Here is a 26,926-nt window from a genome sequence, read left to right as displayed (position 1 = left end):
CAAAAATTAAGGAGTCTTTATGCAACTAATTGATTTTGTAATGAATGTCGACAAACACCTTGCTGGGTTGGTTAACCAATTTGGTAACTGGTCTTACATTATTTTATTTTTGATTATTTTTATCGAAACTGGAGCAGTCATTCTTCCATTTTTACCCGGTGACTCACTTTTATTTGCTGCTGCCGCTTTAGCAGCCAACAAAGCTAGTGGGCTTAATGTTTGGTTATTATTTTTACTCTTTCTGCTGGCTGCCATGGGTGGTGATTCTTGTAATTATTCAATTAGTAAGTATCTCAATCATTGGCTGCAAGGAAAAGCTTGGTTTCATAAACTGGTTAAACCCGAATATATCAATCAAGCTCAAACATTTTTTGATAAACATGGTGGTAAAGCCATCGCTATGGGCCGATTTATTCCAATAGTTCGCACGTTTGTACCTTTTGTAGCCGGCAGTGGCGCATTAAAGTATCGACGTTTCTTGCACTATAACTTCATCGGTTCTTTTATCTGGGTTAGTATTTGTTTAATTTGTGGGCACTTTTTTGGCAACTTGCCCTTCGTTCAAGAGCATTTTTCCATGATTGTACTGGCAATTATCGTCATTTCGGTACTGCCTGCCGTCGTGGGCATGCTTCGGGCCAAATCAACTAAATAAAAACTATTAAAAAAGGCTGAATTCTTCTAATTGATAGAATTCAGCCTTTTTTATTATGATTTTAGTCTTTTTTGGGCATAACAATGTTGCCAATATAAGCTTATTAATACCAATAATTCAAAAACTAGAAATGCTAGTATAAAGCAATGTAAAAAGAAGGTATCTGGCAAAATATTAATAACCGGATCTTTTAACGGATCAAACAACCAATCATTATTGCGAAAAAGAAGCTGGTGAAATACTACAAAAAAGCCATCAAAATCTAAACCAGCCAATGCCCCTAAGATTAACGGCACTACTCCTAAAATTCGCAACCATTGCAAATTAATCGTCATTAAAGGTAATAATTGGTGGTGCTTTTGCCACCAAATAATGATTGCTCCACTGAACAGCCATACTAAGCCCACTAATAAAAACAGCTCCTTGACCTCTCGAAAATGTTCCAAGCCCTGAGCCGAACTAAAAAAGTTAGCCAATACCAAATGTTTTTTTAACGGATTAATTAAGTACAGCATAATTTGACCATAATTATGCCAAATTTGATGATTAGAAAGGTGCACTACCAAATTTAATTGTAAATAATGTAAGTCACACCAAAAAATCAAAAAACTGCCTAAAATCGTCACGATCACAGCCGACGTTAAAATAAAAACTAAACTAACTACCAAAAAATTGAGGTTTAATATCATCAATCCACACGCCACTCATCCAAACTAGCAATTTGATAAGTTGGTTTGCGCGCATATTGTGCCACTTGTGCTGGCGTACTGACCCCTGTATAAACTAAGATTGTATCAATTCCGGAATTAAAACCACATTCAATATCTGTATGATAATTATCACCAATAATGGCCACTTGTTGGCGTTGCCAACCTAATTGTTTCAAAGCAAAATCAGCAATCGTCCGTTCCGGTTTACCAATATAAATAGCTTTTTGTTGTGTCGAAGTTTCCACAAAAGAAACAATTGACCCCGCTCCAGGGACTAATCCACGTTCATTGGGCAAATTAGTGTCCGCATTGGTTCCAATAAATTGCGCACCATTTTTGATCGCCAACGTAGCTACTTCTAATTTATGGTAAGTTAAATCTGTGTCTAACCCCACTACTACATAATCAGGATTGACCTCTGAATACTGAATACCAGCTTGAAAAAGTGCCGACTTTAAGCCCCATTCACCAATCACGAAACAAGTATTTGCTGCCGAAAGTTGATGGTGTTGAATATAATCAGCACTCGCTGCTGCCGGGGTAATAATTTGCTGCGGTGTCACCTTAATCTGATGATTAACACGTAAATTATCAGCCACCTGCTGTGGCGTTTTGGTAGTATTATTACTCAAAAAAGCAAACGGAATCTGTTGTTGCTGTAATCGCGTAATAAAGCGTGCGGCGGCAGCAATTTTTTGCCGCCCCCGATACATTGTTCCGTCCAAATCAATTAAATAGCCTTGATATTTCATACTTCATTTATCCTTGTTGTTTAAGATTTCGAATTTTAAAATTGGATTTTTTAGTAACTTTTCCCCGTGAATGAACCACAGGCGTTTTCTTTAGTGAACGGCGCTTAAACTGTTGCGCCGTTGTTTTAACTTTATGCTGATTCGCATACTTTTTTTGAATATTACGCTTTTTAATCAGCTGTTTATGAACTTCGGGGGCCTTTTGTTCCCGCTCTAAGACAAAATAAGCACAGCCAAAATTACAATATTCTAACAGATAATCCTGCAGTGTATTAATCTTTTGATCAATCTTGGCATGAATTCGATTATTATCATAGAACCCCCGTAAGCGTAATTGCCCGTAGCCCCAATCGCCGACAATATAATCGTACTTTTGTAAAACGGAATTATAACGTAGCGCCAGCCGATTTAAATCCAAACCATTCTGGTGGTTAGTGACAATCAAATACGGTTCTTGATTGATTTTAATCTGTTCAGGACTAATCTGTAAAACTTCAGCCGCTGATTGTTCCGCCTCGTCTGATAACTCATCATTTGTCACAGCAATGGCATGTTCAATACTGCGACTCAGAATCGATTTTTTTTTCGTCGCTACAGTAACGCTCTTTTTCTCTGGCATACTAATCACCTTCTTTTATTAATGGAAATTTTTGTTGCAAATACTTCCCTAACACTTCCCGTAAAAAATCAGGGTACAAAATCGTATTCTGACCAACAATTTGCAAAGTAGGGAAAAAAGGAATAAACAAATAATGATCCAGTAAAGCAATTTGATACTCTTTTTGTGGTTGAATTTCTTGACCGCAATAAAATACGCGGTTAGTTGTTGCATCAAATTCTACGCCTGAAAAGAAAATTTCACCAAAAATTTTGCCACGAAAGCCCATTCCTTTTTGATGAAAGTTCCGCAAAAAATTACGATTCTTTTCTACTTCCATGATAAAGCGCCAAAAATCTCGCCCCTTTAATTTGGTAATCATTAAATGAATGGCATGCGGTAATTGGCGATGCAAATCGTCCGCTGTAATTACCCCCGCAGATAAATCTGTCAAAAACAAGCCACTATTTAGCATTGCCGCTGGCACCTGAGTTCGTTCCAACAAAGCCTGTAGTGTGAGTTTTAAAGCTGCCTGCTTGGCAAAAGGATCTTGCGTTAAGGTGAACGGTAAGTTGGCGATTTTTTGTTGACGGAGTAACTGGTGTCCCTGATCTTCATACTTAGCAATCACAGCTTGGTCGTCGTCTTGACTTGGCATTTGAGCTACCGTCACTGTTTGGGCTTGTTGTTTAATTAGTTGATGATCAGCCAAAGTTAAAGTCACGGTCCCAACGTGTTGCCCATACTTGCCAGCAGCTGTTAATAATGTATGATCAATTAATTGACCTTGCGGTAACAAATGATGCGTATGCGAACCAATAATCAAATCTAATTGTGGATATTGCCGAGCCAAGCGTTGATCTATTGGCAAACCTAAATGCGACAATAAGATTAAGACATCCACCTGTGGCCGCACGGTTTGAATCAAGTTTGGTAAAACTTCATCAACCATTTGAATTTGCCAACCAGCTAAGGGATACGTTAAGGTATAAGGTGCCGTCAAGCCTAAGACACCAATTTTCGTTTGCTTGGAAGTTTGTAGAATCTTATAATCTTGCACAAATGCTGGGGGCAGGCCATTTTTTTCTTTCAAATTACCTAAAATCACATCAAAATTAGCTTGATCATACATATGTTCTAAATCTTGATGGCGATAATATAGACCTTCACTGTTACCAATCGTCACTCCATCATAATGTAATTGATTCATCCATTGAACATTAGCTTGCGCTTTAGTCGCTTCAGTTAAGGGATGCTGCCGATCCGAAGCATCACCCAAATCAAACAAAAACATCGTTTGCCCCGCCTGCTTGGCTGACGTTCGTTGTTGTTGAATGAACCGCTCAATTTTGGGAAAATTTTCAAAATGTGAATGCAGGTCGTTAGTATGGATTATCTGAATTTCTTCTGACATACTTTTCCCCCTCTGGTTAATTTAGTTCCACCGATGACTTATTAAAAGTATTATCATATAATCTTAGTTAATGTTATTAGCATGTAAAATTTGTTCAAAGGCAGTTTTAATGGGGCCAGCGGGCTTTTCCCATTCTTGCCAATGATCAAAATCTTCTTTAGGAAAAGTATATGTTTTATTGATATAGTCTTCATAGACTTGAACAGCTGTCGAATGTGGAATATTTAGCTGCAAAATGCGGACTTCTTTAATCATTTTCCGTTCCGCAGCTAACTCCGCGCGCCCATTCATAAACATATTGGCAATTTCATAATAACGACTGCCATCATTTCGCGTAATCTGTTCAATTAAATCTAAAGTTTGATAATCGTGCAAAAAATCCGCTCCTTTAAGAGGTTACAGTCTGTGTTTAAAAAATCTTTCTTTTCTATTCTACTATTAATTAGTCTAATTTTTAATACCGGTTTTATTGTGGTTGGTCATCGTGGCGATCCGTTAAAGGCCCCCGAAGAAACTTTTGCTAGTATTGATGCGGCCTTTAGTGATGGTGCGCAATGGGTTGAATTAGACGTTCATGAATCTAGTGACAATCAATTGATCATTTCTCACGATCGTAATTTGCAGCGAGTAACTGGCGCCAATTTAATCGTTTCCCAACATCCGGCTAGCCAGCTAACACAACTCAAGCAAAGTAACGGTCAAAACATTTATACAATTGAGCAGTTGTTTAGCCATTACCAAAATAACCCTAACGTTAAGTTTTTAATTGAAACTAAAAAAACTAAGCATAACAATCCCCAAAATATGGAACAACTCTTAGTTAATGCTATCAATAAGTACCACATGCAGTCCCGCATTATGGTTCACTCTTTTTCAATTGATAGTTTAAAGAATATGCAACAACTCGCGCCCCAAATCCCACGAATTTTTATTGCCGGAAGTCTGGGACGTTTAAATTTTGACGTTTTCACACATACCAATGCAGTTAACGTCTCTTCAGCTTTACTAACCCCGGAATTAATTAGTCAATTGCACGCCATTGGGCAACAGGTCTTTGTCTGGGATGAAATGACTGAAAATCCCAAGCAATGGAATTGGCTTGTTAATCTGCCCATTGATGGGGTAGTGACTAATTTTCCGGCGCGGGCTAGTTATTATCAACAATTAAAACGCCAAGCTAATCAAAGTAATGTGAGTTTTGACGCCACTTTGATTAGTCAAAATCCACAAATAATCTGGGAAAATCCTTATCCACAGTCCCCACAAAAAGGCATGTTACAGCCCAATGACACCGTTCATGTCCAAAAAATTGTGCGCTGGAATAACGACAATTACTTACAAATTGATAACAATCGTTTTATTACTGCTAATGGTTTAGTACAAAGTGACTTTGTTGCCAATCTTGCTCCCTTTTTAAATCAAACAGTTATCCCCGAAAATAACAAAGTTAATCGCAATTTATATTTACATCCGGCTATTAAAGCTGCCCAAAAAGGCAGTTTAAACTGTAATCAAGCTTATCAAATCACTGCCTTGCAAAATATTGATGGCCATAATTGGGCCCAAATTAATAATCAAGGCTGGATCAAACTGAAAAATTTATTGGTCTTAGCGGCCAACCCAGATTTGAATCAACAACTAACCACAACGGATCCCTTAATTAATAATTTGAATCATCCGATTGATATTAATACTCAACAAGCTCTACGCTCTAATGCTAACCGCCCACCAAGCGCCCACCAAGTTTCTAACTTACCAGCGATCACTTATACCGATTTGGTCGCCAATAACCTCACTGCTTTAAAAAATAATATTTGGTGGTAAATACCACAGTTGAAATCTGCTATATTAGTAATGATTGATTGAACAACAGGAGGTTTATTATGAATTGGAAACAATTAGCAACCAATTATCAAACAGAAATTTTAAATGATTTACAAACGTTAGTGGCCATTAATAGTGCCAGCGATGAAGATCATCAAAGTTCTACTTTTCCTTTAGGACCTGGTCCGGCCAAAGCTTTACAGCAAATGCTAGCTCTGGGTGAACGGGATGGCTTTACAACTAAAAATGTCGATAACTTAGGGGGGCACATTGAATACGGTCAAGGCGAAAAAATTTTAGGTATCTTTGCCCATATGGATACCGTTCCTGCTGGTGAAGGCTGGGACAGCGATCCTTTTTTGTTAACCCAAGTAGACGATAAATTATTTGGTCGTGGTACTTTAGACGATAAAGGCCCCGCATTAGCAGCTTACTATGCCTTAAAAATTTTAAAAGACCAAAATTTTCAACCTCAAAAGACTATTCGATTAATCTTCGGAACTGATGAAGAAAATCAGTGGCGAGGTGTTAACCGTTATTTAGAAGTTGAACCACTCCCGGATCTGGGATTTTCACCAGATGGTGAATTTCCTGTGATTAATGGCGAAAAAGGCATTGCTTCATATGAACTACACTTTGCCCCCCAAACCAGTGAAGGTGAACAAATTTTAATTAGTTTCAACAGTGGTTTACGGCCTAACATGGTTCCGCAAAGTGCAACTTGTCAAATTCAAACACTGGACAGTTCCAAAGTCGTTAATGCTTTTAATCAATACTTGAAACAAAACCCCAAATTACAAGGCAATGCTTTAATTCAAGATCAAATTGTCACACTCAAATTAATCGGTCAAGGTTCCCACGCGATGGAACCAGAAAATGGTTTAAATGCCGCCACTTTTCTAGCCAACTTGTTAATTAACTTGCCATTAGATCAGCCTGGACACGACTTTCTTCAAACTATTGTTGACAATTTTCATTTAGACTATCTAGGTAAAAAAGTAGGTATTAACCATCAAGACGTAACAATGGGCGCTTTAAGTCAAAGTCCCGATATTTTTGAATATCAACTGAACCAAGGTGGCCAAATTATCGTTAATGTCCGTTATCCTAAAGGCATCACTGCTGATAAAATAGCCACACAATATCAAACAGCTATTCCTAAGGCTACCGTCAAATTGGCCGCCCATGCTCAAGAACCACATTTTGTTGAAGCTCATGACCCACTAGTCAAAGAATTATTAACTGCCTATCAAAATCAAACTGGTGATTATCAAAGTAAACCGATGACCGTCGGCGGTGGAACCTATGGTCGCTTATTAGAACGTGGCGTCGCCTTTGGCGCTTTAATGCCAGGAGCCGCTAATGTCATGCACCAAGCTAATGAATATATTACTTTAGACAACCTACTAACTGCCACCGCCATTTATGCAGATGCCTTGTGGCGCTTATGTAAATAAAGAACACAAAGAGATTGGGATTAAAGACACTTCAAAGTTAAATCTAATAAATACGTTTAATTTTTGCAGTGATCTAAGAAAAAATTATTCATATTTCATTATGAAAATTTCTTCGATGCCCAATCTCTTTTTTGTTCTATTCTTTAGATTTTTGTAAAACAGCCACCCTTTGTACAATTAACGTTATCACAAAAGAAATGAATAAAATAATTGTCACCAATAGATACGGACTATTAGCTCGCCAATCCATCAACATCCCCGAAACTAACGGGCCAACGACGTTACCCACACTCGTCAAGGACGTATTAAGGCCATTAATTAAACCTTGATTAGCATGACTCATCTTCGTCAGAACCGTCGTAATCGAAGGCCGCAACAAATCAAAAGCCGTAAAGACAATCAAAGTAGCGATAATCACTACTACATGATTATGCGTTTGTGTGATCCATAAAGTGGCTACTGAACCTAACAAAAAGCAAATCGCAATTAAGCGAATTTCGCCAACAGAGCGAGTTAACCAATCAAACAAAACCACCTGGAAAAAGAGGGAAATAATTCCATTTAAAGTTAAGACTAAAGCAATTGAGCTCATGTTAAAATGAAAAACTTGATTAACATAAATACTATAAATACTTTCAAAGCCCTGCAAACCAAATGATGAGATAAAAATCATGACAAATAAAATCAATAAAATAGGAGTCATAAAAGTCCGCCAATTAATTTTGGCAACAGCTTTTTGCGTAGTGGTTTTGACATTAGGTAAACAAAAGAAGGTAAAAATACTACTGATTAACCCCAAGACTCCTGCGGCCCAAAAGGGTAATTTATAAGTAACATTAGCAAGCAAGCCCCCAATTCCGGGTCCTAAAATTAACCCCCCACTAAAAGCCGCGGAAATCCAACCAATAACTTTGGCACGTTGCTGTTGATTGGTCATATCAGCAGCCATGGCCATTGAAGTCGGGACAAACATGGCTGCTGAGATACCACCAATAATGCGTGAAACATTAAATAACCAAAAATAGTTCGACACCGCAAACAAAAATTCAGAAAACATATATAAGACTAAGCCTGTTAAAATCACTGGCTTACGTCCGACACGATCAGAAATCCGGCCCATAATCGGGGACACAATAAATTGCGCCAAAGCGTATAACGAACTCATAATTCCCACGTCAGTTGTCGTTAAATCATAAGCTTTCTTAATATAAGGCTGAACGGGAATCACCAAACTAATTCCCAAACAAATTAAAAAGTTTCCCACTACTAGAATATAAATGGCCCGTTTTGCTTCTTTATTCACGTTTTAACGCCTCCTAAACAAAAAGCTTAATAACAGGTTTAACTAAAAACCAATTATCAAGCTATTGACTGCTAGCTAGTAAATTAGATTAATGATAGCATATTATCTGCTGAAGATATACTTTAGATTTTAATCATTGTCATCAGATGAATTATCTTGTTGTATAATAATTAGAATAGATTTATTATTGCCCAAATAATTCTAGGACTATCAAGCACTAAATTATAGCCAAAGGTAGGTTTTTTTGTGAGAAATCAAGATTCATGGTGGGACCGGCTTTTTAATAAGCTCCGTAACCATTTTTTAGAAACTGATCAACCAATTGGAGTTCATTCCCAAAATCATTTTCGTTCGCAGCCTGCACCACAGCCAACACCAAGCGCCCCGACTCCAAATTCCAATCGGGTGGTAGACCCCGACGATTTACCAACTACTTGGACCGGACGGATTACCCTTGGCATCAGCGTTATTCGGAAACTATTTTTAGTACTTTTTGTCGCTGGTATTTTAGTCATTGGCTTAGGAGCAGGAATTGGTGGCGGCTATTTAACTGCTATTATTAGCCGTGAACCGATTCCTAGTTATACCAGTTTAAAAAATCAAATTGAAAAAGTCGATCAATCGACGACGCTTTATTTTGCCAATAATGTCAAGATGGAGCGGGTTCCTTCAGATACCAAACGCCAACCGGTCAAGTTCAATCAAATCTCTCCTTATCTTAAAAAGGCCGTCGTTGCCACGGAAGATGAAAACTTTTATCAACATCACGGCGTCGTTCCAAAATCAGTGATTCGCGCCATCTTGGGGCAAATTACGGGTTACGGAACGCAAACTGGAGGTTCCACTTTAACGCAGCAATTAGTAAAAATGCAAATCCTTTCATCAGAAACCACTTGGAAACGGAAAGCGACTGAAATTTTGCTAGCTACCCGTTTAGAAAAGCATTTTTCCAAATCGCAAATTTTAGAATCCTACTTAAATGTCATACCTTTAGGCCGCAATAACCGTGGCCAAAATATTGCCGGTGTAGAAGCTGCTGCAGAAGGCTTATTTAATACCTCCGCAGCCAATTTAAGCTTAGCTCAAGCTGCATTTATTGCTGGTTTACCACAAAGTCCTTCAGTTTATACTCCGTTTGACCAAAGCGGTCATTTAAAACAAAACTTAAAGCTTGGTTTAAAACGTAAAGATATTGTTTTGTTTAGAATGTATCGCAGTGGTGATATTACGCATCAACAGTATTTAACTGCCAAAAAAGTTGATCTCTCCAGTCAATTCATTGCCCATCAGGCTGCGCCAAAAACCAAAATTAAATATGGGTATCTGTATAATTTACTGACTGATAAATTACGGGTCAAGTTGATGCACCAATTGGCGACAGAAAATAAATTAAGTTATCACCAAGTTACGCATGACAAAGATTTATATCAAGTCTATTATCAAAAAGCCAACCAAATGATGAGTGAACATGACTACCATATTCATTCAACCATTAATAAAGATTTATATGATAATATGCAAACTGCGTTTGCTCAAAATGCCGACTTATTGGGAACCACACATCAATCAACCGCCAAAGATCCGAATACTGGTGTCAATGTTAAGGTGCAAGAACCCGTGCAAAATGGTAGCATTTTGCTAGACAACAAGACTGGTGCGGTCTTAAGTTTCGTGGGTGGCCGTGATTTTAAAAAGAACCAACTCAACCACGCTTTTGATACGCTGCGTTCACCTGGATCTTCCATTAAGCCAATGTTAGTTTACGCGCCCGCCATTGAAAATGGACTCATTGGTAGTAAGAGTCTAATTGCGGACTTTAAAGTTAAATTTGGCAAATATGCGCCAACCGATTTTGACGATACCATCGGTAATAAATTTGTGCCGGCTGACAAAGCTTTAGAGCAATCATTAAACATTCCAGCAGTCCAGTTGTACCAGAAGTTACAGCAAAAAGTTAATCCCAAAACTTATATGGATAAAATGGGCTTAGCTTTAAGTAACCGAGAATATCACGAACTAGGTATTTCTTTAGGTGGGACTCGTAATGGTTTCAGTGTTGAACAAGAAGCCAGTGCGTTTTCTACTTTTGCCAATCAAGGTGTCCATGTTAATCCGTATTATATTTCCAAGATTACTGATGTTAATCACCATGTTATTTATCAACACAAAACCAAAAAACAGCGCGTCTTCCAAAAAGGGACCTCTTATATCATGCAACACATGATGCACGGAGTTATTGAACAAGGAACAGCTTCATCCTTAACTTACCAATTAAACTTTAATTACAAGAATGCCTTTGGTAAAACCGGAACTTCGAATAACTTCCGTGATAACTGGTTTGTTGGTAGTACACCAGGGGTCACATTAGCTTCGTGGATGGGTTATGATAATTTATACGGTCATAACTACAATTTAGCCGAAGATTCCACAGAGACGAACCAAACTACTTGGGCTAATTTAATGAATAGTGTCTACCAAACTAATCCCCAACTTCTCAAGGCCAATCAAACAATGCAACGTCCGACAAGTGTGCATGCCCAAAAAGTTCTCAGTGCTACTGGTACTTTGCCTGGTCATACCACTTATCAAGGCTATGACACTGATCTTAATTCGCCTTTGACAACCAGCTTATTTTATAAGCAAACAGCCCCATCACTTAGTCACCACTTTGCAATTGGTGGTACTAATAAAAATTATCGTTTATTCTGGAATCATTATTTTGGACGCGATAACGGCTACGGTGTAACCCAATACTTGGATGACGAAACGCCAAGCCATAAAACCAATCGTAAACGTAGCTCCAATGGTTTACCGGATTCTCTTTTAGGCGATTATGTCCCACCAACTCGCAGTACAGAAAATTCCAACAGTATTTCCAATAGTGAAAGTAACAATTCCTATAACAATTCGACGATTAGTGGTGCTGGAAGTAATACTAATTCAACCAGTACTTCGCAATTACCAGCCACTAATAGTCCGACCAATAATTCAACTTCTTCAACAGTCGATACTCCTCCAGCAACTACCCCCAATGAAGACAGTACTACTACCAATCAATCTAATGATTTGGAACAATAGCAAACAAAAAGACGTCGTATCAGAAAAAATTCTGATAACGGCGCCTTTTTTATTTAAGTTGGAACCAAAATTCTAAGCGATTTTCATTCCAATTTTTTATTTAGTAGTATTACGTTTAATTAAGCTGTAAGGTAAGCTAACTTCCAATTGATCCACAGGTTCATTATTCATCAATTTAGTTAACATCCGCATTGCAACGGCACCAATATCATACAACGGTTGAGCAATTGACGTCATTTTGGGGCGTGTAACATCACACAAAATGGTATTACTGCTAGTAATCAATTCAAAATCTTCCGGAATCTTAACGCCCGTTGTCGCTGCTGCATTGACAATGCCGGCCGCCAATAAATCATTAGCCACATAAACTGCTGTGGCCCCACTTTCATGAATGGCATCCCAAACTGCAGCCCCTGCTTGTAAATTGTAAACTGTTTCGAAAACATTACTGGAAGAATAAGTTAAGCCGGCTTGTTCTAAGGCATCACGATAACCTTGTAAACGATATTTGCCATTAATTGAGTTACTTAAATCATCGGCTACCATGGCAATTTGTTGGTTGCCATTATTGATTAATAATTGCACTACATCACGAACCGCTGTGCGATAATCAATATTCACACTAGCAATCTTGCCGCTATCATCAATCGCACCAGCGAAAACTACTGGCACGCGAGAATTAATCATTTCTTTATGCAATTCAGGTGAAACACTTTCTCCCATATAAATAATTCCATCGACTTGCTTAGCCAATAATTCATTAAATAATTGTTGTTCACTGACAATACCCTTATTCAAACTAGTCAACAAAATATTATATTTATACATTGAAGCAACGTCATCAATTCCTTTAGCTAGATTAGCGTATAACAAATCCGTCATACTAGGAATAATGACACCAATCGTGGTACTCTTTTTGCTTGCTAGACCACGTGCCACCGCATTGGGCCGATAATGTAATTTATCAATTACCGCCATTACTTTCTTACGCGTAGTTTCTTTAACATTATTATTCCCATTAACAACCCGAGACACAGTTGCCATGGATACGCCAGCTTGTCGGGCCACATCCGTAATTGTTATGTCTTTCTCTGGTTTATCCATTTTCAATACCTCAACTCAATTGAACTTATTTTCATTTATTTTCATAACTAATTTAACAAAAATCAAGCATATTTGCAAGCGCTTCGATGAAAATACATCATTTTTTCAAAAAGTGCTATACTTGATATAATTATGTTGGGAGGTATGACATGAATCATTTACAAAGTTTACAACAATGGGTTACTGATCAAAATTACGATGTTGTTTATATTAGTAATCCAACTGATATTTTATATTTCACAGGTTTTCATAGTGATCCTGAAGAGCGCGTGCTAGCATTATTTGCTTTTCCAGATGCTGAGCCGTTCTTATTCACACCGCAATTAGAAGTTGGTGCCGCCAAAAAAGCCGGCTGGAAACATGATGTGTTTGGTTATTTAGACCATGAAGATCCATTCCAATTAATCGCTGATCATATTAAAGAACGAACCAGTAAGACTACTAATTGGGCAATCGAAAAAGCCGATTTATCCTACATTCGTTATGAAGCAATTAAGAAACAATTTCCAGATGCGCAATTTCCTGGCAATGCTTCTGAATTCTTGGATCAATTAAAATTAATCAAGTCACCAGCAGAAATTGAATTGATGAAAGAAGCTGGCAAACAAGCTGATTATGCCTTTAAATTAGGGTTTGAAGCTTTATCAACTAGCCGCACGGAACAACAAGTAGTAGCTGAAATTGAGTATGGTCTGATGAAACAAGGTGTCATGCATACGAGTTTTGATACTATCGTTCAGTCCGGTGACAATGCTGCTAATCCACACGGTGTACCAGAAAAACGTAAAATTGAGGCCAATGCCTTGGCCCTCTTTGATTTAGGAACTGTCAACCAGGGTTACATGAGCGATGCAAGTCGGACAGTAGCTTTTGGCACTTTAAATGATCAACAAACAGATATCTATAATGTTTGTTTGGAAGCCCAATTAGCTGCCATGGATGCTGCTAAACCAGGAATTACCGCTGAACAATTAGATGCGATTGCGCGCAAGATTATTACAGACGCTGGTTATGGTCAATACTTCATCCACCGGCTTGGTCACGGCATTGGCACTTCTACGCATGAATTTCCATCAATTATGGAAGGCAACCAGATGGAATTAAAACCTGGTATGTGCTTCTCTATTGAACCTGGAATTTATGTTCCTGGTGTCGCAGGTGTGCGGATTGAAGACTGTGTTTACTTAACAGACAATGGCTGTGAAGCATTTACCCACACCACTAAAGAATTACAAACTATTCCGGTTCGTTAAGTTAAATCGCGCTTGAATCTTCCAGAATAATATCATTTGCTTATCTTATGTAATAAAAAAATGAGGTTAACACCTCATTTTTTTAATCTTCAGTTTTGACAATTTGACTTTCATCTAATTTGATATCATCAAAATTGGTTTTAGTGTCATCATTGGCCGAGGTAACATTTTGGTGTAATGTTTGAGTATTCTGATGATGCAAAATTTGCTGAACTTGACCAAAATCAAATTGCGCTAATTGACTTAAATGTTCAATCACGTAATCAGTAATTTCACTTTGATGCTCCTGCCATTTTTTAAAGGCCCAATAACTTAAACCTGTACCTAGTACTGTGCCTAAAATAAACTTACCTTTTGCCATTTTAGATTACCTCTTTATTTCTTACGATAGATCTTCCACGCTACTTTTGCTAATTTACCGGCAGTTTTGGGACTTAACTTGCCCAAATGTAATTTAGAACTAGCTTCAGATTTATCAGTCATTTTTTCTAAACTCGTTCCTACATTTTCCAAAGTTCCAAACAATGGATTCAAACTTGCTATTTTTGAATTAACATCATCCATCAATACATTTACTTTGGCAGTTAAATCATTGCCCTGATTAGCGATTTTATCAACATCAATCGTTAACGTCTTAACAGTTTTAGTAGTTTCTTCAACAGTAGCTTGTAAGTTCTTTAAAACCTTCGCTAATTGAACCAACATCATTCCTAAAAAGATTACTAAAACTACAAAGGCTAAAGCTGCAATTAAGCCTGCTACTTGTCCCAATGTCATATTAATTCCTCCAGTTTTTGTATTATCATTATAAATTCTATCATCAATTCATGACAACGGCAATTTTAGCGGTTATACTTTAAACTAGTTCTTAAAGGAGTGTACTTTCATTGAATAATATTTTAGGTAAATATAACCTCAATAATAATACGCAACAACAGCAACAAAACAATGCTAATCACAATCAATTATTCTGGCAACAGCTCAATAACCCTCAATACTGGATTAACTTATTGAATACAATTGTCAGTGACTTGATCAAGATTATTCTATTAACTATTGCCTTTTGGCTACTTTATAAATTAGGCCGCCGCTTTGTTTCGCGGATTGCCAACAATCTAAAAAGTAGTGAAACTAGCTCCAATCGTACGCGCACGATTGCGACTTTAACTCAAAATATTTATTTTTATTTTTTAGCCTTTATTTACATTTATATGGTTCTATCTATTTTGGGCGCCCCCGTCGGTACTTTAATTACCGGCGCCGGTATTTTCAGTTTGGCTTTAGGGCTCGGTGCTCAAGGCTTCGTCAGTGATGTGGTTACTGGCTTTTTCATTCTAGTGGAACAACAATTTGACGTTGGCGATTCAGTTACCGTGGGCGATATTTCTGGCACAGTCACTTATATTGGTTTACGAACTACGCAAATTCGCAGTGCTGACGGTACTTTGAATTATGTTCCCAATCGCAATATTACCATCGTTAAAAACTTATCCCGCGGTAACATGACGACAATTATTAACTTACAGTTATTTCCGCATACGGATATTAAAGCTGTCACCAAAGTTTTGAGTCAAGTCAATCAACAACTAACTCCCGAAGATCCTGATTTAGTGAATGCGCCGCATTTATTAGGACCAACGGATGTTGTGAACGGCATCTTAATTTATCAAATTCAAATTGATACTCGTAATGGTGCCCAACTAATTGTTAAACGTAAATTTTTGGAGGCTTATCTAGCCGCGTTACAAACTGCTAAGATTGCTCTACCCGAAAATAAACTTGATTTAACCCAATAAATTGTCGCAATTAAAAGACAGAAATGGTTAGAAATTTAATAATTTCCTGCCACTTCTGTCTTTTTTATAGCTTGTTAAAATTGACGATTTGTGTAAAAGAATATTGGCTTTAATCTAGTCAATTAACTAGCATCTAACCTAATTCTTGATAAGCTGTCACAAACTTTTTCAGAGCTTGTGCTCGATGACTGACTTGATTCTTTTCAGCGGTAGTTAACTCGGCCAAAGTTTTTTGTAGTTGTGGCACATAAAACAAAGGGTCATAACCAAAACCATCATTGCCTCGCGGAACTGTTAATATTAAGCCATCCAACTGTCCTTTAACCACTAATTGTTGCTCTTGAATGGGATCTTTATACACTAACGTCGTGACAAAGTGGGCAGTTCTTTGCTCCAGAGGAACTCCGCCTAATTCCGCTAACAGCCGCGCATTATTGGCAGCATCATCATGATCACCGGCATAACGCGCTGAACGTACCCCAGGTTGCCCATGTAACGCATCAACCATCAACCCTGAATCATCAGCAAGTGTTGGCAAATTTAATTCTTTGATGGCTGCATTAACTTTTAACCACGCATTCCCCACAAATGTCGTAGCGGTTTCGGCAACGTCCGGCATTTGTGGATAATCTAATAATGTGGTAATTGTAATTGCTTGTTGTGCTAATAATTGCTGTAACTCTCGAACTTTATTTGCGTTCTTGGTTGCCACTAATAACTTTTTCATTGATCAAACCTCCACTTGTTGGGCTGTAATCGGTTGTTGTAACCATTGCGTTGCTAATTTTTTAAATTGTTGCGCAGAGCCAGTAGTATAGTACTGATGTTGAGCTAAATGATCTGGCGCAGCTGTCAAATTCTGTTGCTGTAAAAAATCTTTTAATTCAACGACCGCAGCACTACCCGCATCAATTAGCTGAACTTTAGGCCCCATTGCTGCTTGAATTAAAGGTGTCAGTAACGGAAAATGGGTACACCCTAAGATTAACGTATCTAACGACTGCGGCATTAATGGCGCTAACGTTTGTTGAACTAGCAATTGGGCAGCTGAACTTTTTAAATCACCTTGTTCAACCAACGTCACAAATTCCGGTGTTGGTAAACCGCAGATTTGTATCTGTGGCGCTAACTGCTGAATTTCTTTTTCATAAGCTTGAGAATTAATGGTGCCCTGGGTCGCAATTAATCCCAATTTATTTTGCTTAGTTTGTCGAATTGCTTGACGACTGCCCGCATCAATCACGCCAAAAATGGGAATTGGAAATAATTGTTGCATTACTGGTAGGGCCGCAGCGGTTGCTGTATTACAAGCAATTAAAACTACTTTCACCTTTTTAGTGATTAAAAAAGCAATTAACTGTTTGGTAAATTGCTGGATTTCTTGCGGTGAACGAGGGCCATATGGCAACCGTGCCTGATCACCAATAAAAACAGAACTTTCAGCTGGTAATAATTTTAAAGCAGCCTTGACTGCCGTCAACCCACCCAATCCGGAATCTAAAAAACCAATTGGCCGATTATCCATCGACTCACACCCTTCAAATTTAAATTGTAATTAATACTTGAATTTCTAGTGTACTACAAATGAGCGGCTATATGTAAAAATGCAGTCCAATTAAGCTAGAGTTGATACAATCTCAATCTTACTGAACTACATTTTAAGCATTAGTGATATTTATTAGAGATGGTAGTAGGTTTACGCTGCTGCCAATCTTTGGTATAGAAATAATCTTTTAAATGGTAACTAGTCTGTTGTGGCTGTTTTTCGTGCACAAATTGATTAATACCTTGATCAACCTTAACCCAGCCGCGCCAGCCTAAATGAATCGTATCTTGCATAAAGTAAGGTATATTACCATCAGAATGCAAATCTAAAATATGCTGAAAACCTTGGGAACGTAACTGATAAGTGATTTTATGGTCAAAACGATTTAGCATGGACTCCTGTAAACCAGTATAGTCCATCCATTGCCGATTAATCGGTGGAATCACAAATAGAGGTGTCACGTGGTGTTTTTGAAATTGATTTAATAATAATTGAAAATCAGAAAATTCTGGGCCATATTCATAGGTATAGTGTTCTTGACTATTTTTTAATCCCCGCATAGAGTTCTTTAATTTCTGATTATAAAATTTATTTTCAATCCCCAAATTATTATCAGTGGAGTGTTCTTGACCTAAGTCTTTGGCCATCACATCTAATTGTTGGTAATTATAATGCTCAGGCAAAGCGCGCGCATGTTCAGCAATCATTGCTCGACGATCTTTTATGAAAAAGCGCGTAAATAATTGATCCTGATGCTGCAAGTTTTTGCTAGCTAAACCAGTAATCATCAAGCGTTGCTCGGCATTAATTGGTTGGCCGGCGGCAATATTTTTTAATGCACTTTCCACATTTTCGTCGGCACTACCTGCCGGCATACTTAACAAGCGTCTAGCAGCGTAACGATCCGCTTCAGTCTGTGGTCGGGCATGATTAATAAAATATGTCGCTTGTTGCTTAGAATAATAGTAGTCAAACATATTTTTATCAACGCCCTTTTGCACGAACCATTGCGGCGAAATAATTACAACTACGCGGTGATGATCCAAATGCTTTCCCATGGCTTGTGCTGAAAAGAAATGCGTCAAAGACTGCGTTCCTGGAGCTCCCAATAAAAATGGTTGGTAGCCACGGTGGTACTTCTGCGTCAAGACAGATGGATGAAAAGAATCAAACCGTGATAATTCTGAAGACCCCATAATCATCAAATAATTCTCATCCAAAGCTCTATCTTTAATTTGATCACCACGCAAAACATTCGCTGATAATGAAGTGGCGGCCTTTTTGACCGTGGTAGCTCCTGGTGCGGGCACTTTCAACGGACCGTATAAAACTAATAAGGCTAAAAGTGCCGCGGTTAACATTGGAGCAATAATTTTGATTAACTTTTTAAAGTTACTCATTGGCCAGATCTTTTACCTTCGCAATAATTTTATTCGGTGTATCCCATTCGCTACGCTCTAATTCGGAAACCGGAACGTCAATACCTAATTGCTGCTGTAATTCGAGTAATAATTGCACCGTAGCCATCGAATCCAACAAACCACTATCAAATAATGATTCATCTAAATTTTCCTTCACAGAATCTGTCCCTGTTAAATCTGCCAAAATATCTAAAACTGTTGTTTGAATATCCATAATCATTGATCTCCTTTAATTTTACTTAAATTAGATAAAACTATATCCAATTTGATGAACTATTACCGCATTAACCAGTTTGTTTAATTAAACCATAATTGGTTTAAAAAGCCCGAAAAGATTAAAAAGCTAAAACAAACTGTATTAAAAGTTAAAAAGATGCCCAAATATTTGGTCCAGCGATTAGACGGAATTTGTTTACGATGCCGTTTCTTAAATCTTAACCAAGCATCAGTCCCGATAATTAAACAGGCGTGAAATAACCCATACACAATATAGTACCAGGTCTCGCCGTGCCAAATTCCCATTAAACCAAACAAGAGCAAATAACCTATATTCGCCATTGCGATCCGACTCTTTAAAACTTTATGCTTCATCGCCCAAAAAACAAAACGCATATAAATATAATCACGGAACCAGAAGGACAAACTCATATGCCATCGATTCCAAAATTCTTTAATATTCGGTGCCAAAAACGGTTTATTAAAGTTAATCGGAGTTTGAATTCCCATTAAATAACTGGTCCCAATTGCAAACAAACTGTAACCGGCAAAATCAAAGAACAAATACATACTATAACAATACATAACTAAAATCACATAAACAGATAGTCCTAAAAAATGACTATTGCGTTGCAATAAGGCAATGTGCTCCAAACGCGGCAACATTACCGTTCCAAATAGGTAACCTAAAAGAAACTTATATAAAAATCCTAAAAAGATATTATGCAGCCCTTTACCAATAAGCTCAACATATTGAGCTTGCGTCGGCACATTATCGTAATCTTTAATAAAGCGCCGGTAACGGTCAATTGGTCCCGATGACAACGTTGGGAAAAATAATAGAAAATGTAAGAATTTTCCTAAATGAAATTCCTTAATAGCACCGTCGCGAATTTCCATTAACATTCCGACCGTTTTAAAAGTTAAATAACTAATTCCTAAAAACGCCACAATCGAATCCCGCCCGTGATCAAAGAGGGGCGTAAACTTAACAATTGCTACTTGAATAATAGATAAGAAGACTGCTAAGGCAAAAATTCCAAATTTATTAGGTGAGTCTTTCTTCGTCCGATAATGACTGTAGCTTGCCACGATAATGACTTGGATAATCGTATACCCAATTAAAGCTAAGCCTTGTTTCAGTTTATCATTGTCAAAAATTAAAACCAAAAAGATCAGCGAAATGATTGTTTCGTACCACCGCCAACGCTTACCATGATATAAACCAATCATTAATGGCAGTAAGGCAATGAGTAACAGAATAAAATACTGTGGATTTTGATAGGGTTGCACATTAGGCATGATGATTTACCTCAGCCATCAATTTTTTCCGATCAATTTTGCCATTAGCGGTTTTCGGTAAAGCTTGTCGTACCTCAATGCGCTGGGGCACCATATATGACATGACATTTTGTGCTAACTCTTGCTTTAAGGTGGTAGATGCTTGCTCTAGTTCTTGATTCAAGACTACAAAAGCCACCAATTGGCTCACCTTATGCTGCGCATCATAACGCGGAACAGTGACGGCTTGATCAACTTGTGGCAAAGCCGCTAAATTTTGATCAATATCTTCTAGCTCAATGCGATAACCATGTAACTTCACCTGAAAATCCGTGCGTCCACGATAAAACAATAAACCGTCCGAATCCATAGTTGCCAAATCGCCAGAACGGTAAGCCAAACGTCCAGCCTGTTTTTCAAAAGCTTGAGCCGTTTTATCAGGATTATTCAAATAGCCCTTCGAAACACTGGGACCACTAATAATCAATTCCCCGGCTTGGGATGATTGTCCTGATTCATCAACCAAGGTAATATTCGTGTCAGCTTTAGCATAACCAATTGGTAAACGCTCATACTGTTCAATGATCTGTGGAGTGATTTCAATCGAAGTTACCGCAACACAAGCTTCAGTTGGTCCATAGGTATTAAAGACTTGGGCTTGTGGAAAACGTTGTAACAGTGTTTGGGCTGTACTGCGCGTTAATTCTTCACCACAAAACAAAAAATGCTGTAATTGTGGATAGTGTTGTTGATCAAAATTTTTATCTAATAAGCACAATTCCACAAAAGATGGTGTTGAAACCCATTCCTGTAAGTCTAGTGTCGGTAAAACCTGAAATAATTGCGCAAAGTTATCAGTCGTTGCTTGATCTAAAGCCAATAATTTGCCACCCAACACTAAAGTCGGATACAAGTCCATTACCGACAAATCAAACGAATACGGCGGCTGTGATAAACAACGAACTTGCTGTGGCAAATTAAAATCAGATAACATCCAATTAACATAACTTAGCAAATTATTATGACTAATTTGAACTCCCTTAGGTACCCCCGTAGTCCCCGAAGTAAAGATAATATAAAAATTATCATCACCTTGGACACTTAAATCAGAATCTAATGGTGGTTGTGAACTAACCAAAGCGGTCTGTAATTGCTGTGGTGTAACAGTTATCACATCCAGAGTAATTGGCAACTCTTGGACACCAATTACCGCTGCTGGGTGAGCAATCTCACTAATTTGTAGTAAGCGCTCATTGGGTGAATGAACATCAACTGGAATATAGGCATGACCGGCTTTGACACAAGCTAACATAACCACTACAGTTTGAAAACTTTGATCTCCATAAATCATGACCGGCTCACCAGTCGGCAAGTCCAAACTTTGCAAATAAGCTGCTAATTGTTGACTATCATGAAATAATTCTTGATAAGAATGCTGACCGGCAGTATCTTGATAGCAAATAGCCGGATTATCTTGCGCAATCTGATCGATTGTTGTCAAAAGATTAGTTATTTTTTCATTCAAAAGGCTTCCTCCTAAAATTCATTGTAGATGAATTTACTATTATTAATACCAGAATAACTATATAAATACACCAAAGCCATAATGATGAGAAAATACAGTAAAGTCAACGATACAAACCGCACTGTTGGATGCTGCCAAAATTTTTTGAACATAAAAACTCCCCAAACTAAAAAATTTAAACAAACACATTATAACGCAATATTCTAAAAAAAAAGAACTTTCCCTCTACTACTTACAAAAAAATATCTTTTTTGCACAGTGTAAACAAAAAGTTCCTCATAAATTATTTATTAATAACTATCAAATAACGCAGCACAGTCCTGTTTAGGAGTGTTTAGCAATTACTTGTTTTAATTGGTCTTCACTTTGATAACCTACCAAAGTTTCCACAACTTGACCATCTTTTTTCAAAATTAAAGTTGGGATTGCCCGAATACCAAATTGTTCTGGTGTCTTGGGATTAGCGTCAACATCCATTTTGGTAAATTTAACATCATCGTATTGCTCAGATAATTTTTCAACTACTGGTGATTGCATCCGACAAGGACCACACCAAGTTGCCCAAAAATCGGTCAACACCAAGCCTTCTTTAGTCTCATTTGCAAAATCCTGATCAGTTAAACTGTCAACCATGAGCTCATCTCCTTTAAATAATTACACAATTTATTATAACAATTATCTATTCAGAAACCAATTAATTGCCTGGCACTTTAGCCAAACTTCACAATGGTTGCACCCTGGCCACCAGAACTAGCTGGGGCATATTCGAAAGATTTAATACGAGAATTTTGTCGTAACATTTTCCAAACGCCTTTGCGAATCACTCCTGTACCAAAGCCATGCACAATTGTGACCTGCCCGTAGCCCGCCATCAAGGCTGAATCCAAATACTGCTCCAAATCATTCATGGCCTCTTCATAACGTTCGCCTCGTAAATCAAGCTTTAAGGGGACGTTAGTGTGTGCCCGCTTTTGGGAAAAATGACTCTGTTGCGCAGCAGCTACATTTTTGACCTTAGTTAACTGTTCCGGTTTTAATTTCATTTTGATAATTCCCAACTGCACTTCAAAATTACCTTTTTTATCCTGACCAACAATCACTCCATCTTGACCGTATTCATCAACATGGACATCATCGCCCACTTTGATCTGTTGCTTGCGTTTTTCCCGTTGCAAGACCTTATTTTTTTTGAGCACGGGGGCTCGATGCAAGTTTTTCAAACCAGTTTTGGCCGCAATAATTCGATCTTCTTTGATTAAATTAGGGGCTTTTTTTTGTAAACGGTGCAAATCTTGAATAATTTGGTCTGATTGTTGTTGTGCTTGATCCACCAGCTGATTGGCTTGTTGACGAGCCTGATTTAAAATTTGATCTTGTTGTTGTTCTAAAGCTTGTTGCTCTTGTTTTAATTGTCGTTCTTGCGCTTGCAGTTGTTGGGATTGTTGTTGATAATGCTGATATTGTTTTTCAAATTGCTTCCGCTGACGCTCTAGATCTTGAATCATTTCATTCAAATCTTGATCAGCGCCACTCTGTAAATGGCGTGCCCGCTCAACAATCGTGGTTTGCATCCCTAGTCTTTGAGCAATATCAAAAGCATTACTACTTCCTGGAATCCCAATTAACAATCGATAAGTAGGCTTTAAAGTTTGCAAATCAAATTCCATGGAAGCATTGGTTGTTTGCGGATAGTTATAAGCAAATAATTTTAACTCAGGATAATGGGTGGTGACCATCAATAAGCAATGACTTTGACTCATCGCCTCAATTACAGCAATTGCCAAGGCTGCTCCTTGTTGTGGATCCGTGCCCGCACCTAACTCATCTAATAAAACTAAACTAGAATCGCTTAATTGCGGTAACATTGTAATAATGTTGTCCATATGTGACGAGAACGTACTCAAATTTTGTTCGATTGATTGTTCGTCACCAATATCAGCAAAAATTTCAGTCATGACTGCTACTTTACTCCCCGTTTGTGCAGGAATAAATAACCCCGATTGCGCCATTAATTGCAATAAGCCGACCGTTTTTAACGTTATCGTCTTACCACCCGTATTTGGACCCGTAATAATTAAATTCTGAAAATCTTGCCCCAAATTAATCGTATTCGCTACGACCTGTTGCGCATCAATTAGCGGATGACGTGCTTGATTTAAAGCAATAACTTGATTAGCAGTGACTATTGGCTGAGTAGCTTGTTGTTGTTGCGCCAATTGTGCTTTAGCTTGAATTAAGTCCAATTGGCCAATTAAATCGCTGTCTTGTTGTAACTCGGTGACGTAAGGTCGCAATAAATCACTTAATTGCTGATAAATGCGTTGAATAATTTGTTTTTCTAAAGCTTGTTGCTCTTGAATCGTATTATTTAAATTAATGACACTCTGAGGTTCTACATAAACTGTTTGACCACTAGCACTTTGGTCATGAATAACTCCACCAAAGTGATTGCGTGCCTCTTGACGCACAGGTAAAACTAAGCGGCCATCGCGAATGGTAATTAAATTTTCTGTGAGATATTTGCGACTATTGCCTTGTAAATAATGATCCATTTGGGCCCGTACTTTTTGTTGCGAATGATTAATTGTCCGCCGAATTTGCTTTAATTGCGGATCAGCATCATCTAACAGATTCCCTTGTTCATCGACCGATTGCTGCAAACGTTCATTAATACTAGCTAGTGTAACGAGTTGCTCACCATAGCGGTATAACTGATTTAATGACACCCCATCAACACGTAATTGATCAAAGAAAGTCTTTAATTGATTGCTAACCCGTAATACACTACTAACTCGATATAGTTCATTACCATTGAGCACTGCGCCAATTTTAATGCGCTTTAATTCAGATTGTAATTCGTGAACCGGTTCTAACGGCAAATCTTGTGCTAAGCGATGTAATTCCACAATATCGGCAGTTTCATCCAGTAATTGCTGCACCAAAGACCGCTTGGTTTGCGGTTTTAATTGTTTCAGTTGTCGTTTTCCCGGCTCTGTTATTAAAAATGGCGTCATTAAGTTTAAAATTTTGTCGTACTCCAACGTTTCTAAAATCCGTTGATTCATCTTGTTCTTCCTTTATTGTTAAATTAATTTCACAACATTACATCAATATTGTTCGTCAGCTGGCGCTGTCTGTATAACTACCAGCATACTTTGAATAAATTTTCAGTAGTGGTTCATTTTCTAACCAAACAAAAAACTGAGTCCAAAGTTCTTAGAATTTGCGATAACCTAGACAAATCTTTTCAGTAAGCACACCTTTTGATTTGTTCCCATTATTTTGCATGTTCTAAATAACTTTATGCTCAGTTTCTTTATAAAACACCAATTAACAAATTAGTAAACAATTGTGTTAGTCCAGTTGAGTAACGGATCATTGTTGAAGCAATTGTCGAACGACTTAAAATATGCTGCAAGCCCGTAATTGGAATTAAGGCTAAAATATATAAGACCATAAAAATTCCCACATAATTGCATACTAAAGCCAAAATTGCACTCAAAGGGCGATTAAAATCGCCGCCGAAAGAAAGATACGTCAAATCGTTAAAATACGCTCCAACTATTCGCGTCAAACACCAACCACCAAAAACCACAAATAAGAATGCAATTCCTAAATAAAAGGAACTATCTAAACTTAATCGTACACGTTGACTAAAAAAAGCAAAATAGCTTTGCGGCGAAGCGGATGGATAAGGAACAATTAAGTCTAATTTAGGACCTAACCAGCGATAAGTGCCCCACGCACAAACGAAACTAATTACATAACCGATTGTATAAACGCTTTGCAGCGCTAATCCTCTTCTAATCCCAGCATAAATTCCGTAAGCCAAAGTTAGAATTATTAATACACTTAACATTCTGACACCTGATCATTATAAAATTTATTGTTGTGAATTATCTTCATCACTAGAAAAGGTATTTAAAACTTCCTGTACCATTTCCCACTCATCGTCATCAGTAATTGGCATCAAGTCACCAGAAGTTACATCCCCATTTTCATCAGGAATAAAGCTAAAAGCTTGAATTTCAATTTCATCGTCATCTTCTTGAGCAGCGCGATACATTAGAACATATGATTTGCCATAATCATCCGAATCAAATGTAAATAAAATTTTATAAACTTCTTGGTTGCCTTGATCGTCACTTAAGACAATTTCTTGGTCAATATTTTCAGGTTTGCCGTCCATTAGTTAACCTCTCTACTGTGGATTAGCCTTTTGATAGGCCAGTTTATCTAAATAATTTTGCAGAATCATCATCGCTGCGACTTCATCAATTACTTGATGACGTTTATGCCGTGATACATCAGCCTCTTCAATCAACATCCGTTGAGCTTGCACTGTCGTTAAGCGTTCATCAATATAATCAACGGGTAAATTAAACTTTGTGGCAATCATTTTACCATATTCTTGGGATTTAGTAACACGTTCACCCTCAGAATTATCCATATTTTTAGGTAAGCCCACGACAAATTGCTCTACTTGATATTGCTGTACTAACTGTGCCAAGCGCTCCAAACCAAACTCTTGTTGGTCTTCATCAATGCGGATAATTTCTACACCTTGAGCAGTCCAGCCTAGTAGGTCACTCACCGCGACACCAACGGTCTTGGAGCCGACATCTAAGCCCATAATTCTCAATGATTGTCACCATTTTCTAAATAATAACGAACTAATTCTTCAATAATTTCATCCCGCTCATGCTTTAGAATCAAATTACGCGCATCATTATAACGGGGAATATAAGCTGGATCACCCGACAACAGATAACCTACAATTTGGTTGATAGGATTATACCCCTTATCTTCCAGTGCCTTATAAACCTTTTGCAAAGTATCGCGAACATCCTGTCTTCGACTCTCGTTGAAGTCAAAGCTCATTGTATTATCTAAAGAACTCACAAGCTACACCTCTTTTTATAATCCTTATCATACTCAAAAACTGATTCAATCACAAATCTATTTTCAAGTAATCATTATATCATAGTCTAAA

General features: G+C 37.8%; 28 protein-coding genes. 6 read left to right on the top strand and 22 right to left on the bottom strand.

Going from position 1 to position 26,926, the window contains the following annotated elements; all coding sequences use genetic code 11:
* Nucleotides 1-19: 19 nt before the first annotated feature.
* Complete coding sequence (locus AC3B6B_RS03305) at nt 20-655, top strand: VTT domain-containing protein (protein WP_489757275.1); 636 nt, start codon at nt 20-22, stop codon at nt 653-655.
* Between the two features lie 53 nt (nt 656-708).
* Here the strand turns inward: AC3B6B_RS03305 and AC3B6B_RS03300 are convergent, their stop codons facing one another.
* The 5 genes from AC3B6B_RS03300 to AC3B6B_RS03280 form a co-directional block, all read right to left on the bottom strand.
* Nucleotides 709-1,344, bottom strand: coding sequence for a TIGR01906 family membrane protein (locus AC3B6B_RS03300; RefSeq protein WP_489757709.1), 636 nt, complete (start codon nt 1,342-1,344; stop codon nt 709-711).
* Nucleotides 1,344-2,117, bottom strand: coding sequence for a TIGR01457 family HAD-type hydrolase (locus tag AC3B6B_RS03295; protein WP_489757274.1), 774 nt, complete (start codon nt 2,115-2,117; stop codon nt 1,344-1,346). The genes AC3B6B_RS03300 and AC3B6B_RS03295 overlap by 1 nt, the downstream gene beginning before the upstream one ends.
* Before the next feature lie 7 nt (nt 2,118-2,124).
* Entirely contained in the window at nt 2,125-2,736 is a 612-nt protein-coding gene (locus AC3B6B_RS03290; RefSeq protein WP_489757273.1) for a YutD family protein, read from the bottom strand.
* A 1-nt stretch (nt 2,737) separates the two neighbouring features.
* Nucleotides 2,738-4,129, bottom strand: a complete 1,392-nt coding sequence (locus AC3B6B_RS03285) for a bifunctional metallophosphatase/5'-nucleotidase (RefSeq protein WP_489757272.1) — start codon at nt 4,127-4,129, stop codon at nt 2,738-2,740.
* A gap of 63 nt (nt 4,130-4,192) precedes the next feature.
* Nucleotides 4,193-4,504 carry a hypothetical protein gene (locus AC3B6B_RS03280; RefSeq protein ID WP_489757271.1) on the bottom strand — a complete coding sequence of 104 codons (312 nt, stop codon included), beginning with the start codon at nt 4,502-4,504 and terminating at the stop codon, nt 4,193-4,195.
* 30 nt (nt 4,505-4,534) lie between these two features.
* On the opposite strand from AC3B6B_RS03280, the gene AC3B6B_RS03275 reads away from it, so the two are divergent.
* Nucleotides 4,535-5,953 carry a glycerophosphodiester phosphodiesterase gene (locus AC3B6B_RS03275; protein WP_489757270.1) on the top strand — a complete coding sequence of 473 codons (1,419 nt, stop codon included), beginning with the start codon at nt 4,535-4,537 and terminating at the stop codon, nt 5,951-5,953.
* Nucleotides 5,954-6,012: 59 nt separating this feature from the next.
* Entirely contained in the window at nt 6,013-7,410 is a 1,398-nt protein-coding gene (gene pepV, locus AC3B6B_RS03270) for a dipeptidase PepV (protein ID WP_489757269.1), read from the top strand.
* 136 nt (nt 7,411-7,546) lie between these two features.
* On the opposite strand, the gene AC3B6B_RS03265 is transcribed toward pepV, so the two are convergent.
* Complete coding sequence (locus AC3B6B_RS03265; protein ID WP_489757268.1) at nt 7,547-8,713, bottom strand: MFS transporter; 1,167 nt, start codon at nt 8,711-8,713, stop codon at nt 7,547-7,549.
* A 246-nt stretch (nt 8,714-8,959) separates the two neighbouring features.
* Between AC3B6B_RS03265 and AC3B6B_RS03260 the strand changes: the two genes are divergently transcribed.
* Nucleotides 8,960-11,791, top strand: coding sequence for a transglycosylase domain-containing protein (locus tag AC3B6B_RS03260; RefSeq protein WP_489757267.1), 2,832 nt, complete (start codon nt 8,960-8,962; stop codon nt 11,789-11,791).
* A gap of 96 nt (nt 11,792-11,887) precedes the next feature.
* Here the strand turns inward: AC3B6B_RS03260 and ccpA are convergent, their stop codons facing one another.
* Entirely contained in the window at nt 11,888-12,895 is a 1,008-nt protein-coding gene (ccpA, locus tag AC3B6B_RS03255; protein ID WP_489757266.1) for a catabolite control protein A, read from the bottom strand.
* Between the two features lie 149 nt (nt 12,896-13,044).
* Here ccpA and AC3B6B_RS03250 point away from each other — a divergent pair, with 149 nt between their 5' ends.
* Nucleotides 13,045-14,148: a M24 family metallopeptidase gene (locus AC3B6B_RS03250; RefSeq protein WP_489757265.1), complete on the top strand. Its 1,104-nt coding sequence runs from the start codon at nt 13,045-13,047 to the stop codon at nt 14,146-14,148.
* Nucleotides 14,149-14,230: 82 nt separating this feature from the next.
* Here AC3B6B_RS03250 and AC3B6B_RS03245 read toward each other — a convergent pair whose 3' ends face one another.
* Nucleotides 14,231-14,509 carry a hypothetical protein gene (locus AC3B6B_RS03245; protein ID WP_489757264.1) on the bottom strand — a complete coding sequence of 93 codons (279 nt, stop codon included), beginning with the start codon at nt 14,507-14,509 and terminating at the stop codon, nt 14,231-14,233.
* A gap of 14 nt (nt 14,510-14,523) precedes the next feature.
* Nucleotides 14,524-14,925 carry a DUF948 domain-containing protein gene (locus AC3B6B_RS03240; RefSeq protein ID WP_489757263.1) on the bottom strand — a complete coding sequence of 134 codons (402 nt, stop codon included), beginning with the start codon at nt 14,923-14,925 and terminating at the stop codon, nt 14,524-14,526.
* 110 nt (nt 14,926-15,035) lie between these two features.
* Between AC3B6B_RS03240 and AC3B6B_RS03235 the strand changes: the two genes are divergently transcribed.
* Nucleotides 15,036-15,944: a mechanosensitive ion channel family protein gene (locus AC3B6B_RS03235; protein WP_489757262.1), complete on the top strand. Its 909-nt coding sequence runs from the start codon at nt 15,036-15,038 to the stop codon at nt 15,942-15,944.
* 133 nt (nt 15,945-16,077) lie between these two features.
* Here AC3B6B_RS03235 and AC3B6B_RS03230 read toward each other — a convergent pair whose 3' ends face one another.
* The 13 genes from AC3B6B_RS03230 to AC3B6B_RS03170 all read right to left on the bottom strand — a co-directional run bounded on the left by AC3B6B_RS03230 (nt 16,078) and on the right by AC3B6B_RS03170 (nt 26,835).
* Complete coding sequence (locus AC3B6B_RS03230) at nt 16,078-16,671, bottom strand: XTP/dITP diphosphatase (RefSeq protein ID WP_489757261.1); 594 nt, start codon at nt 16,669-16,671, stop codon at nt 16,078-16,080.
* 3 nt (nt 16,672-16,674) lie between these two features.
* Complete coding sequence (gene murI / locus AC3B6B_RS03225) at nt 16,675-17,469, bottom strand: glutamate racemase (protein ID WP_489757260.1); 795 nt, start codon at nt 17,467-17,469, stop codon at nt 16,675-16,677.
* 140 nt (nt 17,470-17,609) lie between these two features.
* Entirely contained in the window at nt 17,610-18,890 is a 1,281-nt protein-coding gene (gene dltD / locus AC3B6B_RS03220) for a D-alanyl-lipoteichoic acid biosynthesis protein DltD (RefSeq protein WP_489757259.1), read from the bottom strand.
* On the bottom strand, nt 18,883-19,125 hold the full coding sequence (gene dltC, locus AC3B6B_RS03215) for a D-alanine--poly(phosphoribitol) ligase subunit DltC (RefSeq protein ID WP_489757258.1): 243 nt from the start codon (nt 19,123-19,125) through the stop codon (nt 18,883-18,885). The genes dltD and dltC overlap by 8 nt, the downstream gene beginning before the upstream one ends.
* A gap of 83 nt (nt 19,126-19,208) precedes the next feature.
* On the bottom strand, nt 19,209-20,429 hold the full coding sequence (gene dltB, locus AC3B6B_RS03210; RefSeq protein WP_489757257.1) for a D-alanyl-lipoteichoic acid biosynthesis protein DltB: 1,221 nt from the start codon (nt 20,427-20,429) through the stop codon (nt 19,209-19,211).
* On the bottom strand, nt 20,422-21,933 hold the full coding sequence (gene dltA, locus AC3B6B_RS03205) for a D-alanine--poly(phosphoribitol) ligase subunit DltA (protein ID WP_489757256.1): 1,512 nt from the start codon (nt 21,931-21,933) through the stop codon (nt 20,422-20,424). Before dltA ends, dltB begins: the two co-directional genes overlap by 8 nt.
* Nucleotides 21,934-21,944: 11 nt before the next feature.
* Complete coding sequence (locus AC3B6B_RS03200; RefSeq protein WP_489757255.1) at nt 21,945-22,085, bottom strand: teichoic acid D-Ala incorporation-associated protein DltX; 141 nt, start codon at nt 22,083-22,085, stop codon at nt 21,945-21,947.
* Between the two features lie 172 nt (nt 22,086-22,257).
* Nucleotides 22,258-22,566 (bottom strand): thioredoxin, encoded by a 309-nt coding sequence (trxA, locus tag AC3B6B_RS03195; RefSeq protein ID WP_489757254.1) that lies wholly within the window; start codon nt 22,564-22,566, stop codon nt 22,258-22,260.
* Between the two features lie 77 nt (nt 22,567-22,643).
* Complete coding sequence (locus tag AC3B6B_RS03190) at nt 22,644-24,998, bottom strand: endonuclease MutS2 (RefSeq protein WP_489757253.1); 2,355 nt, start codon at nt 24,996-24,998, stop codon at nt 22,644-22,646.
* A 251-nt stretch (nt 24,999-25,249) separates the two neighbouring features.
* Entirely contained in the window at nt 25,250-25,792 is a 543-nt protein-coding gene (locus AC3B6B_RS03185; RefSeq protein WP_489757252.1) for a CvpA family protein, read from the bottom strand.
* Nucleotides 25,793-25,816: 24 nt separating this feature from the next.
* A complete protein-coding gene (locus tag AC3B6B_RS03180; protein ID WP_489757251.1) occupies nt 25,817-26,122 on the bottom strand; it encodes a DUF1292 domain-containing protein in 306 nt (101 codons plus the stop codon).
* A 12-nt stretch (nt 26,123-26,134) separates the two neighbouring features.
* A complete protein-coding gene (ruvX, locus tag AC3B6B_RS03175) occupies nt 26,135-26,575 on the bottom strand; it encodes a Holliday junction resolvase RuvX (RefSeq protein WP_489757250.1) in 441 nt (146 codons plus the stop codon).
* The gene (locus tag AC3B6B_RS03170; RefSeq protein ID WP_489757249.1) at nt 26,572-26,835 is read right to left on the bottom strand and encodes an IreB family regulatory phosphoprotein; all 264 of its coding nucleotides are present in this window, start codon (nt 26,833-26,835) and stop codon (nt 26,572-26,574) included. Before AC3B6B_RS03170 ends, ruvX begins: the two co-directional genes overlap by 4 nt.
* Nucleotides 26,836-26,926 lie beyond the last annotated feature (91 nt).

This window comes from Bombilactobacillus sp. ESL1197, assembly GCF_058107145.1.
The sequence above is the reverse complement of the archived record's forward strand: the minus strand, read 5'-3'. Positions and strand labels throughout refer to the sequence as shown.